The following is a 14,293-nucleotide window of genomic DNA, read 5'->3' on the forward strand; positions in this document are numbered from 1 at the left end:
TATTAATCGTGCACAGTTCTCGGCGAACTCACGAGTTCGAGTTGGGCAACAACGCGCGGACGGCATCGATGGTGTCCGCGGTGGCAAGGTTCTTGTCCGGTCGGTATCGCAACACTCGGGCGAAACGCAGCGCCACCCCGCCCGGATAGCGCGAGCTGACCTGCACTCCGTCGAGTTCGATTTCGACTATCAACTCGGGCCGCAGGTACACGGTGTGCTGATCTCGCTCGCGTTCGTGCTTCGGGAATTCCTCCGTCTGCCACTGCAGCAGCACATCGGTCAGGCCTTTGAACGTCTTGCCGACCATGATCGGTTCACCGCCGTCGGGATCGCGGGCCCCCAGATGCAGGTTGGACAGAAAGCCCGTCCGTCGGCCGTATCCCCACTCCGCGCCGAGAACAACGAGATCGAGAGTGTGTTCGGGTTTGACCTTCTGCCAACTCTTTCCGCGCCGGCCTGCCGCATACGGGGCGCTCAGGGCCTTGAGCATGACTCCCTCGTGCCCGGCATCGAGCGCAGCATCGAAGTGGGCAGCCGCCCCGTCGGCGTCGGGCCGTACGGCACTCGGAATCCGATGGCCCGGTGCCACCTTGTCGAGCGCTGCGAGACGCTCTTCGAGTGGAGCGTCGAGCAGATCGACGCCGTCGAGATGCAGACAGTCGAAGAAATAGGGCTGCAGCAGCAACTCGTGCGCGCTCTCGGCACCGAACCGGCTCATCGTCTCCTGGAACGGACGCGGTCTGCCGCTGTCGTCCAGTGCGAGTGTTTCGCCATCGAGGACCACCGACTCGCAGGGAAGTGCACGGACCAGTTCCACCAGCTCGGGCACACCGGCGGTGATATCGCGCAGGGTGCGCGTGTAGATGCTCACGTCGGATCCCGAGCGATGCACCTGAATTCGGGCACCGTCCAGCTTGTACTCGACCGTCACGTCCCCCGCCAGCTGCTCCCAGGCACCCCGAAGAGACTCCGCCGGCGACGCCAGCATCGGGCGAACCGGCCGACCGACTTCGAGTCGAAAGGCGTTCAATGCCTCGACACCACCGGTCATGGCGGCGACGGCAGTGGCAGACAATCGACCGGACAGCATGAACGCCCGCCGCACCGACGCCTGCGGCAGAGCTGTGGCAGCCGCGACAGCGTCGACCATGATGCCCTCGAGCGCACCTTGCCTCAGCTCGCCCGTGACCAACCTGATGACGAACGCACGCTCGTCGGCCGTGGTCCGCGAGAACAAGTCCAGCAGCAGGGCCGAACGTCGCGCAGCCGAACCAGCGCCCGACGTCGCCGCCACCTCGGACAACTTCTCGTCCACCTCGGCAACGGTCAGCGTCGACACCGATGCGGACGGGACATCCAGATCTGCGAGTGTGCGCCAGCCGACCCCGATCCGTCCCTGCGGCAATTCGCCCGACAACCACGACACCGCCGGTTCGATGTCACCCGCCTGTGCCTCGGACAGCACAGCACCGAGCTCCTCGATCTTGACCTTGCGCGAACGGGTCGCGGCCACGGCCCGAGAGGTTTCGACAATCCTGGACATCAGCACTCATCGAACATAACCGCACCCACCGACTGGCCTACCCAACCGGGTCATTCCGCAGGCTCCACTCCTGCCTGACATTCAATTGTTACCGCTGTGACTCCAGCGGCCGGTGTTCTTGCTGTTACGTTCGATGCATGCCTGTGACGTCCCGAGCAGGAGTGAAGCCTGCGGAACGACCCGGCGGCGGGCCGGCGACGGGTCAGCTGAATCCCACCACCCGGTCGCCCCAGGCAGCGCGCATGTCTCCGTCGGGATCGTCGACGAGCGTGTCGGACGTATCGATCACCAGAGTCCATCGATTCTTCTCGGTGTACGGGGCCCAGTGCTTGGACGCATCCAGCGCGGCCGGTACTCCGTACCGCGCGAAGGCCAGCCACCGCCGCTGCATCCGGGCCGACACCGCCATCGCCGGTTTCCGACCCCCCAGCCAGAAGGTGGGATCTCGGTTGAGAGTTCCGAAATTGCCGAACACGTACGGCAGTTCGGTCGCGTGGCCGGCCCCTACTCGCGCGGCCTTGAGCATCGGCGTCGCGTGATCGAAACGGTACATCCAGGTCGGCGAATGCCTACTGTGCCCGTCGGCGATCCACAGACTCGGCATGACGAAGCCTGCGTCACGCGAGATGGCCTGAGCCCCAGCAGGTTTGTTCCTGTCCGGGTAGGCGGCCATGATTTCTGCGATGCGCGAGGCGGGCATGTCCGCGTGATCGTGCGCGATGGCCCGGAACATCTCCGAGACGGTGTCGGATGTGATCGGCATCAACGGGGACTTCATGAACCGGAAGATCGAGGGCTCGTCGTGATTGGTGCCGATGATCAACGGAATTCTGTGCGACAGACCTTTCTGGAAGGCCGCGACCGGATAGCGGGGCACGATGTCTCCGTCGACGACGGGCGAAAGCCCCAGTGTCCCAGGCACTGTGGTCGGAATCTCGTAGCAGAGGGTGTCCCCCGCGGTGACCAGTCTGCTGAAGTGCATCTCGAGCAACTCGCCGACGTCCTCGCGGTCGACCCCCACGAGCTCGAGGAACCGGGCGGCCACCGCAGCGCCGCGTTCGGGACCGTACACGGACGTGGCCGGGGCACTTTGCACGATCGCTCGATGGAAGAGCCCCTCGGCCTTGGGCGAGGTCATCAGAGTGGTGACCGACGCGCCCCCGGAGGACTCGCCGAAGACGGTGATCTCGTCGGGGTCCCCACCGAAGGCGGAGATGCACTCCCGGACCCAGTGCAGCGCCGCAATCTGGTCGCGCAAGCCGAGATTGGTCTCGAAGACGTGTTCGTCGGTGGAGAAGGACGACAGATCGAGAAAGCCGAATGCGCCGAGACGAAAGTTGATCGAGACCACGACCACGTCGCCGTTCTCGCTCAGATGTCGCCCGTCGTACACCTGTTGCGCGGACGAACCGAGCGAATACGCGCCGCCGTGGATCCACACCAGCACCGGACGCAGTTCGCCGTCCGGCCGTGGTGCCCACACGTTGAGCGACAGGCAATCCTCGGAGATCGACAACGACGGATCGATTGGGACCGGGCTGTCGCGGCCCTGCGGTGCCATCGCACCGAAGTGCAGACCGTCGAGCACGCCGTTCCACGGCTGCAGGGGACGCGGTGCTCGAAACCGCAACTCACCCACCGGCGGCGTCGCGTACGGAATACCCCTCCAGGCGACTGTCGGCGATGCGTCGGCCGCAACCGGGTAGCCGAGAACGTCGCCGTACGGCGTGCTCACACGCACGGTGGAGTCGGACGTGGTGTCGTCCATCGCACCTCCCTTCGGGTCGTTGCTCAACGTACCAACTCCATCCCCGACGCCGGCCCGCTCGAAACCCCCGGCAGCGCTCCCATCGAACCGAGGAACGAGTCATGAAGAGAATTGGATCCGCCCTGGCGGCGGTCGTCGGAGTGTGTCTGTTGTCCGCCTGCGGTTCGAGCGGCGGAGGTGACGGACCCATGGCGACGGTCATCACCGACCGCCCCCAGCCGATCACCGCGGTTCCGACCACCGACCGTGGCCTGCCGTCGAGCAGTGTGCCTGCCACGCCGTCCTCCACGACACCGTCCTCCACGACACCGTCCAGCACCACGAAGACCACGCCGAATGCGGGTGCCCAGCAAGCGAACCCGACGCAATACGCGGGCAAGGCTCCGGGCTGGTACTACTTCACGAGCCCCAGCGGCAAGTTCGAGTGCGGTATAGCCGTACAAGAGACGTCGATCGCCGGTTGCCACGGCTCGCTGCCCGACTCGGCCCCCGAGGTGACCGACAGTGCATCCTCCGACCGGGTGAAACCCAATTCCGTGCAGATCATCGCCGGCTCCCCGGCGAAGTTCGAGAGCCTGGGCGATCCCAAGTTCCACCGATTCGACGGACCCGCGGCGGCACTCCCGTACGGCGAAGAACTCACCGTCGCGGGTAGCGGATCCACCAACGGGCTTCGATGCAGCGTCGACGAGCAGACCGGAGTCACCTGCACCGATCAGGTCGGCCACGGATTCACCGTCTCGGACGACGATTTCGACCTTCGCTGACGGCGTCGTTCGCGCGGCGAAAGACCAGGCGTAATGTCCCAGGACGGTACGACAATCCCTGCCGTACGGTCTCCCCAGCGGCCGGCGCCCGCGCGCGGCCAGAAGGTGCATCACACATGAATCAGACCTCGGACCGTCACACAGCGAAGGTCATCGGCGTCAGCGTCGCCGCCGCTGTAGGCGGCTTCCTGTTCGGCTTCGACAGTTCGGTCATCAACGGAGCTGTCGATTCGATCGAAGACCACTTCTCTCTCGGCTCGTTCACCACCGGCTTCGTGGTTGCGATCGCCCTGATCGGCTGCGCGATCGGTGCCTGGTTCGCCGGTAGCCTCGCCGATCGCTGGGGCCGCAAGAAGGTGATGCTGCTCGGCTCGGCTCTGTTCGTCATTTCCTCGGTCGGCTCCGGGCTCGCGTTCAGCGTTCCCGATCTCATGCTCTGGCGTGTGCTCGGCGGTCTCGGCATCGGTATCGCGTCGGTCATCGCACCGGCCTACATCGCCGAAATCGCGCCCGCCAAATGGCGTGGCGCGCTGGCCTCGCTGCAGCAATTGGCGATCACCATCGGTATCTTCGCTGCCCTGCTGTCCGACGCCCTTCTCGCAGGTGCGGCCGACGGAGCCTCCAACGACCTGTGGTTCGGTGTCGAAGCGTGGCGCTGGATGTTCCTCGTCGGTGTGGTCCCCGCTCTGGTCTACGGAATCCTGGCTACCCTGATCCCGGAGTCACCCCGCTACCTGGTGGGTCAGCATCTGGACGAGGAAGCCGCCGCGGTTCTGGCGAACATCACCGGCGAGCTGCATCCCGACGAGCGAGTGCACGAGATCAGGCTGACGCTGCGCAAGGAGGCCCGATCGTCGTTCGCCGACATCCGTGGCCCCAAGTTCGGTCTGCAGCCGATCGTCTGGGTGGGCATCACGATGGCCGTCCTGCAACAGCTGGTCGGCATCAATGCGATCTTCTACTACTCGACGACGCTGTGGCGGTCGGTCGGGTTCACCGAGGACCAGTCGTTCACCACCTCGGTCATCACCGCGGTCATCAACGTGGCCATGACGTTCGTGGCGATTCTGTTCGTCGATCGCATCGGCAGGCGCAAGCTGCTGATGGCGGGGTCCATCGGAATGTTCGTCGGACTCGTCATGGCATCCGTCGCCTTCTCGCAGGCGACCGGCAGCGGCGACGAGGTCAGTCTGCCGTCGCCGTGGGGTGCGATCGCGTTGGTCGGGGCGAATCTGTTCGTCATCTTTTTCGCATCGACCTGGGGGCCGATCATGTGGGTCATGCTCGGCGAGATGTTCCCCAACCGGATGCGCGCCATGGCTCTGGGTATCGGTACGGCTGCGAATTGGATCGCCAACTTCGCTGTCACGCTTGCCTTCCCACCACTGACGTCGTCCGTCGGATTGTGGGTCATCTACGCCGGCTTCGCGCTCTTCGCTGCGCTGTCGTTCCTCTTCGTCAAGTCCAACATCCGTGAGACCAAGGGCATGGAGCTCGAGGACATGCTGGGCTAGACCCAGGCCGAGGTGAAGGGGCAGTAACACCGGCACATCGTGACCGGTGTTACTGTCACTGACGTTCTGACACGGGGTGTGTCCGCCGATGCGGATGCTGAGATCAAACCCGCCGAACCTGATGCAGGTAATACTGACGAAGGGATGTCAAGGCGATGACGCCTGTTGTATCTGCGGACCCGGTCCGCTTCACCACTCGACTCTGGGACGCATCCGCGCACATCAGACGCGCGATCGACGATCTCGAATTTCTCTGCCTACTCGGTGCGGGAACCCTTCCACTCGACGCGTTCCGTCGATATCTGGAACAGGATTCGCTGTATCTGGGTGGCTACGTGAAGTCGCTCTCCCTGCTGGCAGCGCACGCGCCGACACCGGTGGCCGGAGCCTTCTGGGCCGGCGCTGCAGCGAGTGCGATGGACGAGGCCGCCTCGCACGAGGCCATGCTCACCGGAGACGTTCTCCCGCCCTCCGCCGAGACGCCGACGCCTTCACCGGCATGCCTCGGCTACACCTCCTATCTGACGGCCGTCGCCGCGACCGAGCCGTATCCCGTTGCGGCGGCAGCTGTTCTGCCGTGCTTCTGGATCTACGCCGACGTCGGCCGCTCGCTCGCCGGAGCGGCGAAAGCCGTGCTGGCACGCGATCCCGGTCATCCCTACGCACAGTGGGTGGCCAACTACGACGCACCCGAATTCCATGCCATCGTCGATGCCGCCAAGGGCTTCGTCGACGACGCGGCCGACTCTGCGACGGAACTGCAGCGTGAGCAGATGATCGACGCCTTCGTCGTTGCGTCGAGGTACGAATTGATGTTCTGGGACAGCGCATTACACCCCACTCCGTGGCCATCGACCGAGAGCGCGGTGCACGCATGAGAACGTCTCGATCGCTCACGGTGATGGTGGCGACAGTCCTCGCAACCACGGTGATGGCCGGCTGCTCGCAGTCGACGGATTCCGACACCATCCGTTTCGCCCTCGACTGGACTCCCAACACCAATCACACCGGCCTCTACGTCGCCCTTCAGGAGGGCTACTTCGCCGACGCCGGGCTAGATGTGGAGGTACTGCCGTACAACAACACGGCCGCGGACACGCTCGTCGATGCAGGCAACGCCGAATTCGGTATCAGCACCCAGAGTTCGACGGTCTTCGCGAGATCCGCCGGCGCCCGGACCGTGTCCGTCCTCGCACCACTGCAGCACTGGGCCACCGGCATCGGAGTGCGTGCGGATCGGGACGACATCGCGAGCCCACGCGCACTCGACGGCAAGGTCTACGCCGGTTTCGGTGAATCCGGCGAGCAGGCCGGGCTCCGGCAGGTCATCGAGAACGACGGTGGCACAGGCGAATACGAGACCGTCGTACTCGGCACATCGGCCTACGAGGCGGTGTACTCCGGCACTGCGGACTTCACCGTGTCCTACCTCGCGTGGGAGGGCATCGAGGCAGAGCACAGCGGAACGCCGATGAAGTACTTCGACTACACCGATTACGGGTTCCCCGACGCTTACGCCATCACCATCAGCGGGAACGAGCCGTGGCTGGCTGCGCATCCGGACGAGGCGAAGAAGTTCGTGCAGGCGCTGCAGCGTGGCTACCAACTCGCAGCGGACGATCCGGACAGGGCGGCTCAGGATCTGATCGACGCCAATCCCGGCACGTTCACCGACGAGTCGTTGGTGTTCGAGAGTCAGAAGATGCTCGCAGAGAAGTACATGAAGGATTCCGCGGGCGAGGTCGGACGACAGAGCATCGACACGTGGACCGCGTACTCGAAGTTTCTCTACGACAGCGGGGTACTCACCGATCAGAACGGTGCACCGCTGAGCGCCGAACCGGACTGGTCCACCTATTTCACCGATGACTACCTCGGCGATCGATGAGCCGGTGACCGCCGAGCGAGAAACGTTCTCGCTCAGCGGTGTCCGAGCTTCGTTGCGGTGGGCATGGCCCGCGGTGACCGTCGTCGTCCTGTCGATCGCGGTGTGGCAGATCTATGTCGAGGTCAGCGGCATCAGGCCACAGGTACTGCCCTCCCCCGGCCGCGTTCTCACGCAGGGCTGGGCCCAACGCGAGGCGATTGCCGAGAATGCCGCAGCGACACTGCAGGTGACACTCGTCGGGTTCGCGGTCTCTCTCGTGCTGGCCTGGCTGCTCGCCATCGCCGTGGACTTCTCGCCGTGGCTGCGCCGTGCGTTCGTACCCTTGTTCGTCGTCTCGCAGACACTGCCGATCATCGCCATCGCACCGCTGCTCATCATCTGGTTCGGGTTCGGACTGTTACCGAAGATTCTCGTGATCGCACTGGCAACGTTCTTTCCCATGGCCATCGGGCTCATCGAAGGGTTCGCCGCCGCAGATCGCGACGCGCGAGCCCTCCTGGCCACCATGGGGGCCGGCCGCTGGCAGCAGTTCCGGTACGTACGGCTGCCGTCGGCACTTCCTCGGTTCTTCACCTCGCTTCGCATCGGCATCACCTACGCCGTCGTCGGCGCAATCTTTGCCGAATACGCCGGAGCCACCGCAGGACTCGGTATCTACATGAGTCAGCAGAAGAATTCGTTCCGTACCGACCTGGTACTTGCTGCCGTTGCCGTCACCGCGGTGATCAGCGTGCTCCTGTTCGTCTCGACGTTCGTGGTCGAACGCGTCGTCGCCCCGTGGGCACGTCAGGGCTCGGCGGGGCACAATGTCTGACGTAGAGCACAGCATCGACATCTCGGCTCTGAGAAAATCGTTCGGCGGAAAACCGGTACTCGACGGCGTGTCGTTCGGCGTCCGGCCCGGTGAATTCGTGTCGATCATCGGTCCGAGCGGGTCGGGCAAGAGCACGGTGTTCAACATGCTCGCCGGCCTCGATACACCCGATTCGGGCTCGGTCCGCGTCCCGCCGTGTGCCTACATGCCGCAGAAGGACCTGCTGTTCCCGTGGCGATCGGTGCTCGACAACACCTCGCTCGGCCTCGAAGTACAAGGCGTCGCCAAGAAGGAGGCACGAGCGCGGGCACGCGAGTTGTTCCCGGTGTTCGGTCTCGACGGGTACGAATCCGCACGCCCGTCCGAACTGTCCGGTGGCATGCGGCAGCGAGCAGCACTGCTGCGCACCGTGGTGCAGGGACGGTCGGTGTTGCTGTTGGACGAGCCCTTCGGGGCACTGGACTCGTTGACCCGTAGTGACATGCAGGCCTGGCTGCAGCAGGTCTGGTCGGAGTTCAGGTGGACGGTGCTGATGATCACCCACGACATCCGCGAGGCGGTCTACCTGTCCGATCGGGTGGTGGTCCTCTCGCCACGACCCGCCCACGTTCGACGACAGGTCGACGTACCGCTGCCTCGACCCCGGGAGCTCGAGATCGTGACGACGCCACAGTTCGCCGCCGTCGAGAAGCAGTTGATGGATGTTCTGTCGAGCTCGCCGAACCATTGACCGACGCAGGGATCAGTCGACGCAGGGGATGCCGCCGTTGCTGTGCACACCCTGATCCGGGGCGGCGGGTAGATCCTGAGACGGCTCGGGTACGGCTACCTCGAGCGGTGGTGGTGCCGGATCCGACGTCGGATCGAGGGCTGCGGGCGTCGGCTGCGCAGGACCGATCAATCGCGCTGCCTCGGCTCTGATGGCGTCGACGTCGACGAGATTGACGTCCTGACCGTCGACGGTGTCGTAGCCCGTGATCGGCAGCGTGTAGAAGTCGATATCACCCTTCATGACGGCACCGGCTCCCCCGGCCAGGCCGATCGGGTCGAGGCCTGCGTCGATGACGATGTCGTTCTTGGTACCCGCGATCAGCGCACGCAATTCGCTGATGTTCGCCAGCACGCCGGATGCGCTGAGCTTGGCCATCACCCCGGCCACGAACGCCTGCTGCCGCTTGGTTCTGTCGAGGTCACCGTTGTCGAGTCCGTGCCGTTGACGCACGAAGGACAACGCCTGAGTCGCGCTCAATTCCTGCGCACCCGCAGGGAAGTCCGCACCCGAGTACGTATCGTGCACCGGGTTGTTCAGGCAGACCTGGATCGGGCCGACTGCCGTCGCCACGTCGTAGAACCCCAGAAGATTGACTTCGGCGAAATGATCGATCGGCACATCGAGGAGATCGCGAACGGCCGTCAGTGTCGAGCGGCGCCCCGCCTCGCGTGCTCGACGCTCACGCTCGGCCGCGTCGGTGACACCCTCGTCGAGCAATTGGGTGTCGGCATCGGCCTTGGCGAGCCCGTAGGCCTCCTTGATCTTGCGCTTGCCGTACCCGGGAACGTCGACGTAGTCGTCGCGCGGTATCGACAGCGCTGTCGCTCGTCCACCGCCGGCCGGAAGATGCACCAGCAGAAGCGTATTGGTGTTGTATCCCCCGACGTCGCTGTCACCGGCATGCAGGGTGTCGGTGACGAACGCGGCCGGCAGATCGTTGCCGTCCATGTCCTTACGACTGTCGAGCCCGATCAGCAGAATGTTGGTGTCGGCACCGTTGACATCCGGATCGTTGTTCGCGATACCGTCGAGCGCATCGGAGGTGGTCAGTCCGGTGGTTGCCTCCCGGTAGACCGCGAATCCGACGCCACTGACTGCGACGGACGCCACCGCCGCCGTCGCAACGAGCACTCGGCCGATCCGCAGCGCAACAGCGTGGTCGCCGGACGGACGCGCCAACCGGTGGCGTCCTGGTCCACGTTCGATGCCGCTACCAGGGCCGTTCGGTTGCACCCTGACAGGCTACTCGGCTCTCACACGGGCGAGATCGTGCCCAAACGCCGCGCGAGCTCGTCGACGGCCGATAATGCCGTGTCGAGGCTGGCCCGAGCCTGCGGAATCTTCGGTGCCAGACCGGCAACCCGCTCGGCAAGGGTCAGGTCGATCGGGACGAAATGCACGTCCATGCCCAGTGCGGCACCGAGAACCTGCCGCAGCTGCCCCGTGGTGTGGTCGATCGACGCTGCCTCCGAGCCCGGGGTGTACTCGTTCCCCCGACTGGTGACCACAACCGCAGGCTTGCCGACGAGTGGTGCTGTGTCGCCGTCGAACGGCACCGTGATTCCGGGAACGTGCACGTAGTCGATCCACGCCTTCAGCGTCGACGGGATCGACCAGTTGTACATCGGCGCACCGATCAGTACGACGTCCGCGGAGATCAGTTCCTCGATCAGCTCGACCTGAAGAGCCTCGGCTGCCGCGTCCACGGTCTCGTCGGCAGTCCGCAGGTGCGGTGCCCAATGCAGTGCCGAGGTCGGCAGATGTGGCAATGCATTGACGTGCAGATCACGGCGAATCACCGAATGATCGGTTCCGATGGTGTGCCACGCGTCCGAGAAGTGGGCTGTCACCCGACGGCTGATCGAACGGGACAGGTCGGCAGACGAATCCAGGTGCAACAACTGCGGCACTGAAACACTCCTCGGATGGTGGGTGTCCCGAGCCTAGGCGAACCGGACGCTCCTATCCTGGTCGGATGGACTTCCGATTCGTCACCCGCGCGCTGAGTTCGCGCTCCGCCGCACGAATCACGACGGCACTGCACGAGAACACGGACACGGACGTCGATGTCCGTCTCGGCGGAGTGTCGGTGGACCTGGACGACCCCGCGCGCGCTGCGGTGCTCGAACTGCTCACCCAGCTGGCCACCGCCAGGGCTGTGGCCATCGGAACCGTCGAAGAACTGCTGACGACCTCGCAAGCGGCAGAGGTACTCGGTGTCTCCGACACCTACGTCCGGCGCTTGGCAGACGCCGGAGACCTACCGATCGAAATGCGAGGCACCCACCGACGCTTCCGGCTGGAAGACCTTCTGCGACACCGTGATCGATTTCGCTGACGGGCTGCGGCGGCCGATCAGCCGGCCTCGCGCTCGAACTGCTCGGACTGCAATGTCATGAGGTCACGAAACGCGTGGCCGGCTGCACGCCACAGCTGTTCCGCATCGATGTAGTCCACGCCGCGAAGGTCGACGTCTCCCAGATACGCCCCGACGTCGACCGACAGCATCCCGATCACCGACGACACCTCTGCATCGAGGTACGTCACCCGCGTGTTCTGGAGTTCTCGAAACTGCGTCGAGAAGAACTCCGCCGGAATTCTCCGATCGACGAACTGTGCGATGAGAAAAAGGAAGCGGGACGAATGAGCGGATGCCGCTCGGTATGACTGCTCCATGGTGAATACCTCTCCCCACGGTCGACAGCACCCCTCGCACTGTCGACCGTCGAGCTCGCTGAGACCCGAAACCCGATGCACAGACGAACTCTCGAGCATCGATTCGACCCAGCGATTGAAACAGGGAGCTCGTCGTACAAGCGCCAGGTTAATCAGACACTTCGACGGTTTCCGCACCTTGCGCGAACTTGGTGAAAGCTCACAAAATCACCGCGTTCACCTGCTAGTTCTTACTGAAAGGAACCGAGAGGGGCGCGATCGGGAGTGTCCAACTGCCAGAACTGCCAGCCGTCCCGCTCCTCGACATCTCCACTGATATGCGTGGCGACGGCACTGGCGGCGACGGACGGGTTGTCGAAGCGTCGACCCTCCATCGGCCCGGCCGTGATTTCCAGGCGCTGAGTGTGCGGGTCGAATCGCCCGCTGAGCCGGTATCCCTCGCAATCGGCCACCACCCGTACCCGGTTGTCGATCACTTCCTCTTCGACGACGACCTTGGACTTCCGCGTTGCTTTGACCCTGGGCGTGCGAACCCACGTCTGCTCGGGTCCGACGTCGACGGACGTGTCCAAGGTGGCGCTCAGTCCCAGCAGTTCCCAGCGCTCACTGCCGTGAGCCACCCTGTCGACTGCAATGGCGTGATGCCCGGTTCGCGTCCGCAGCGGCGAATCCTGTACCCACAGATCCACTTCTCCACGAATATCCGACGCCATCTCCTCGGAGGACACCATGTAGAACCGCGGTTCCTCGGTTGCCAGGTCCACGAACACCCAGTACGACGACCCCGTGTCGTCGCTCTCGAGCGACTCGTCCTGTCTGCGGGCCTTCCAGTCGCCCGTCACCTTCGATCGCACCCGCACGATGCACGAGGACTTACCGTCCATCGACCAGACCTGAACGGGATTGCGACGCGAGGTGGTAAGACGCTCCGCGCGTCCACCGCGCTGCGCGACGGTTCTGATGAAAGCCTTGATTCCCCGGTCGGATGTGTCTTCCACGGTTTGCCGCCTTAAGCCTCGAGCGCCCCGTACTTATGAAGAGAGGTGTTGCGACGGGTGGCGCTCGCACGACTCGGTTTCCCTCAGCCTACTGCGTCGATGCGTGCTCGAGTAACTACCGAACGATCGCCGTTCGGCTGCCGGTTACCGTGGAGACATCGAACACTGCCAGGAGGTACCGCAATGCCGGTGACGATCACCCATGACACCGCCGCCCACCGATTCGAGATTCACGTCGACTCGGAGCCGGCCGGGTACTCCGAGTACTTCGAGTCGAACGGCGTCCGAACCTTCCACCACACCGTGACACTGCCTCGGTTCCGCGGCCGAGGGCTGGCCGCCGCGCTCACCGAATACGCCCTCGACGACACCAGCACGCAGGGCCTCCAAGTGGTCCCTGCGTGCTGGTTCGTGCGCGACTTCATCGACGCAGCCGGCGATCGATATTCACATCTGGTCAAACGATGACCGGTCAGCGATTTGCCGAGACGAATCCGGACCCGATACCGGATTCAGAACTGTCACCGTTTCCGGGTGTTCCCTCGTCGTTCCCAGTCGTTTTCCCGCCCGATTCCTGAACGGGTTCGATTCGTTCTTGTGCCGCAACACTTTCCGCAGCCCGCTCGGCTGCTACGCGACGCCGTTCGTAGTTCTCGACACCCCGGGCAACCCGTTGTCGATGTTCACTCGAGACATGTTCGTAGTACATCTGTTCTCCTACAGAAAGAATGGACGCCTCACACGGAGCACAGCCGTGCGGCGCAAAATAGTCGACGCGTCGTTGTCGAGGCTCATCGGCCTCGATGCGCGAAAGCTCTACTCAGAGAGCGTGATCGGCAATAGCCGCGGATCGCGTGTAGACGACGTCCCGGCCTGCGAGCTCGAAATTTGCTGCCATTGTCCACCTCCACGATCGATGCGATGTACCCGTACGACGATCATGCACTGCCGAGGCATCGGACTCCACTGATTAAATTCCGCGCTCGAGAATTGTTGTGCAGCTGGACTTTTTAGGGGCGCACTCGAATGAGTGGTGGAGTGTGGCCCGACTACTTCGATTCGATCGGTCGGTAGGCCTTCCCGGTGTACGCGAACGCGCGCGCGTTTGTCAGGTACGCGCAGTCCGGTGTCGCTGTTCTGTTCGCGTGTGGCAAACGCGCTCGCGTGTGCGAACGGGGTGGGGTGGCGCGCCGCAGCGGCCGACACGTTGGGGATCACCGATCCCCTTTGTCTGCGCGATGCGCTCACGTATGCGACGGGGGGTGGGTGTTGCGAGTGAACGTCCGGCACTGTCGGAGGCGACGTGGTGCCGGCACCTCTGGTGCTATGCGAATGCGCGCGCGTTTGTCAGGTGCGCGCAGTCCGGTGTCACTGTTCTGCTCGCGTCCGGCGAGTGCGCGCGCGTTCGCGGCCCTGAGGCGAGGGGGCCGGAGGGTCCGTATGGCGATAATGGGACTGGGGGGTGCAGGTGTCGATGCCTGCGCGTTCAGTTCAACGAAAGGGGTGAATACTGTTGCGTGGGTGGTGGTTTCGAATGCAAACAACCCCCGACC

14 protein-coding genes and 1 riboswitch are annotated in these 14,293 nt (G+C 64.3%); of the genes, 8 read left to right on the top strand and 6 right to left on the bottom strand.

The genetic code is table 11. The features are described from left to right. Nucleotides 1–28 precede the first annotated feature (28 nt). Nucleotides 29–1,549, bottom strand: coding sequence for an ATP-dependent DNA ligase (locus AB0P23_RS19335; RefSeq protein WP_032374003.1), 1,521 nt, complete (start codon nt 1,547–1,549; stop codon nt 29–31). Between the two features lie 196 nt (nt 1,550–1,745). Further along, nucleotides 1,746–3,311 (bottom strand): carboxylesterase/lipase family protein, encoded by a 1,566-nt coding sequence (locus AB0P23_RS19340; RefSeq protein ID WP_032374014.1) that lies wholly within the window; start codon nt 3,309–3,311, stop codon nt 1,746–1,748. Nucleotides 3,312–3,412: 101 nt separating this feature from the next. Here AB0P23_RS19340 and AB0P23_RS19345 point away from each other — a divergent pair, with 101 nt between their 5' ends. The 6 genes from AB0P23_RS19345 to AB0P23_RS19370 all read left to right on the top strand — a co-directional run bounded on the left by AB0P23_RS19345 (nt 3,413) and on the right by AB0P23_RS19370 (nt 9,024). After that, nucleotides 3,413–4,078 carry a hypothetical protein gene (locus AB0P23_RS19345; RefSeq protein WP_032401254.1) on the top strand — a complete coding sequence of 222 codons (666 nt, stop codon included), beginning with the start codon at nt 3,413–3,415 and terminating at the stop codon, nt 4,076–4,078. Nucleotides 4,079–4,194: 116 nt separating this feature from the next. Further along, the gene (locus AB0P23_RS19350) at nt 4,195–5,592 is read left to right on the top strand and encodes a sugar porter family MFS transporter (RefSeq protein WP_027497956.1); all 1,398 of its coding nucleotides are present in this window, start codon (nt 4,195–4,197) and stop codon (nt 5,590–5,592) included. A 62-nt stretch (nt 5,593–5,654) separates the two neighbouring features. Next, nucleotides 5,655–5,754: riboswitch (TPP riboswitch) on the top strand. Further along, the gene (locus AB0P23_RS19355; RefSeq protein WP_032374004.1) at nt 5,748–6,470 is read left to right on the top strand and encodes a TenA family protein; all 723 of its coding nucleotides are present in this window, start codon (nt 5,748–5,750) and stop codon (nt 6,468–6,470) included. (Overlaps the previous riboswitch by 7 nt.) Then, nucleotides 6,467–7,480 carry an ABC transporter substrate-binding protein gene (locus AB0P23_RS19360; protein ID WP_363798859.1) on the top strand — a complete coding sequence of 338 codons (1,014 nt, stop codon included), beginning with the start codon at nt 6,467–6,469 and terminating at the stop codon, nt 7,478–7,480. Before AB0P23_RS19355 ends, AB0P23_RS19360 begins: the two co-directional genes overlap by 4 nt. Next, nucleotides 7,458–8,294, top strand: coding sequence for an ABC transporter permease (locus AB0P23_RS19365; RefSeq protein ID WP_032365545.1), 837 nt, complete (start codon nt 7,458–7,460; stop codon nt 8,292–8,294). Before AB0P23_RS19360 ends, AB0P23_RS19365 begins: the two co-directional genes overlap by 23 nt. Continuing rightward, complete coding sequence (locus AB0P23_RS19370) at nt 8,287–9,024, top strand: ABC transporter ATP-binding protein (RefSeq protein ID WP_363798862.1); 738 nt, start codon at nt 8,287–8,289, stop codon at nt 9,022–9,024. The genes AB0P23_RS19365 and AB0P23_RS19370 overlap by 8 nt, the downstream gene beginning before the upstream one ends. A gap of 12 nt (nt 9,025–9,036) precedes the next feature. On the opposite strand, the gene AB0P23_RS19375 is transcribed toward AB0P23_RS19370, so the two are convergent. Then, the gene (locus AB0P23_RS19375) at nt 9,037–10,299 is read right to left on the bottom strand and encodes an LCP family protein (protein ID WP_045840915.1); all 1,263 of its coding nucleotides are present in this window, start codon (nt 10,297–10,299) and stop codon (nt 9,037–9,039) included. A 20-nt stretch (nt 10,300–10,319) separates the two neighbouring features. Further along, nucleotides 10,320–10,976 (bottom strand): NAD(P)H-dependent oxidoreductase, encoded by a 657-nt coding sequence (locus AB0P23_RS19380; RefSeq protein ID WP_080731785.1) that lies wholly within the window; start codon nt 10,974–10,976, stop codon nt 10,320–10,322. A 65-nt stretch (nt 10,977–11,041) separates the two neighbouring features. Between AB0P23_RS19380 and AB0P23_RS19385 the strand changes: the two genes are divergently transcribed. Beyond that, entirely contained in the window at nt 11,042–11,404 is a 363-nt protein-coding gene (locus AB0P23_RS19385; RefSeq protein ID WP_032389982.1) for a helix-turn-helix domain-containing protein, read from the top strand. 17 nt (nt 11,405–11,421) lie between these two features. Here AB0P23_RS19385 and AB0P23_RS19390 read toward each other — a convergent pair whose 3' ends face one another. Both AB0P23_RS19390 and AB0P23_RS19395 read right to left on the bottom strand, forming a co-directional pair. Beyond that, on the bottom strand, nt 11,422–11,742 hold the full coding sequence (locus AB0P23_RS19390; protein WP_027497963.1) for a colicin immunity domain-containing protein: 321 nt from the start codon (nt 11,740–11,742) through the stop codon (nt 11,422–11,424). A 230-nt stretch (nt 11,743–11,972) separates the two neighbouring features. Next, the gene (locus AB0P23_RS19395) at nt 11,973–12,740 is read right to left on the bottom strand and encodes a hypothetical protein (protein ID WP_032365542.1); all 768 of its coding nucleotides are present in this window, start codon (nt 12,738–12,740) and stop codon (nt 11,973–11,975) included. A 183-nt stretch (nt 12,741–12,923) separates the two neighbouring features. Between AB0P23_RS19395 and AB0P23_RS19400 the strand changes: the two genes are divergently transcribed. Continuing rightward, a complete protein-coding gene (locus AB0P23_RS19400; RefSeq protein WP_027497965.1) occupies nt 12,924–13,208 on the top strand; it encodes a GNAT family N-acetyltransferase in 285 nt (94 codons plus the stop codon). Nucleotides 13,209–14,293 lie beyond the last annotated feature (1,085 nt).

The organism is Rhodococcus sp. NPDC077669 (assembly GCF_040686915.1).
Classification (GTDB): Bacteria; Actinomycetota; Actinomycetes; order Mycobacteriales; family Mycobacteriaceae; genus Rhodococcoides; species Rhodococcoides fascians.

Excerpts from the sequence above, each read along its gene's own strand:
- AB0P23_RS19340 (WP_032374014.1), bottom strand. The coding sequence starts at position 3,311 with ATGGACGACACCACGTCCGACTCCACCGTGCGTGTGAGCACGCCGTAC.
- AB0P23_RS19345 (WP_032401254.1), top strand. The coding sequence starts at position 3,413 with ATGAAGAGAATTGGATCCGCCCTGGCGGCGGTCGTCGGAGTGTGTCTG.
- AB0P23_RS19350 (WP_027497956.1), top strand. The coding sequence starts at position 4,195 with ATGAATCAGACCTCGGACCGTCACACAGCGAAGGTCATCGGCGTCAGC.
- AB0P23_RS19355 (WP_032374004.1), top strand. The coding sequence starts at position 5,748 with ATGACGCCTGTTGTATCTGCGGACCCGGTCCGCTTCACCACTCGACTC.
- AB0P23_RS19360 (WP_363798859.1), top strand. The coding sequence starts at position 6,467 with ATGAGAACGTCTCGATCGCTCACGGTGATGGTGGCGACAGTCCTCGCA.
- AB0P23_RS19365 (WP_032365545.1), top strand. The coding sequence starts at position 7,458 with ATGACTACCTCGGCGATCGATGAGCCGGTGACCGCCGAGCGAGAAACG.
- AB0P23_RS19370 (WP_363798862.1), top strand. The coding sequence starts at position 8,287 with ATGTCTGACGTAGAGCACAGCATCGACATCTCGGCTCTGAGAAAATCG.
- AB0P23_RS19385 (WP_032389982.1), top strand. The coding sequence starts at position 11,042 with ATGGACTTCCGATTCGTCACCCGCGCGCTGAGTTCGCGCTCCGCCGCA.
- AB0P23_RS19390 (WP_027497963.1), bottom strand. The coding sequence starts at position 11,742 with ATGGAGCAGTCATACCGAGCGGCATCCGCTCATTCGTCCCGCTTCCTT.
- AB0P23_RS19400 (WP_027497965.1), top strand. The coding sequence starts at position 12,924 with ATGCCGGTGACGATCACCCATGACACCGCCGCCCACCGATTCGAGATT.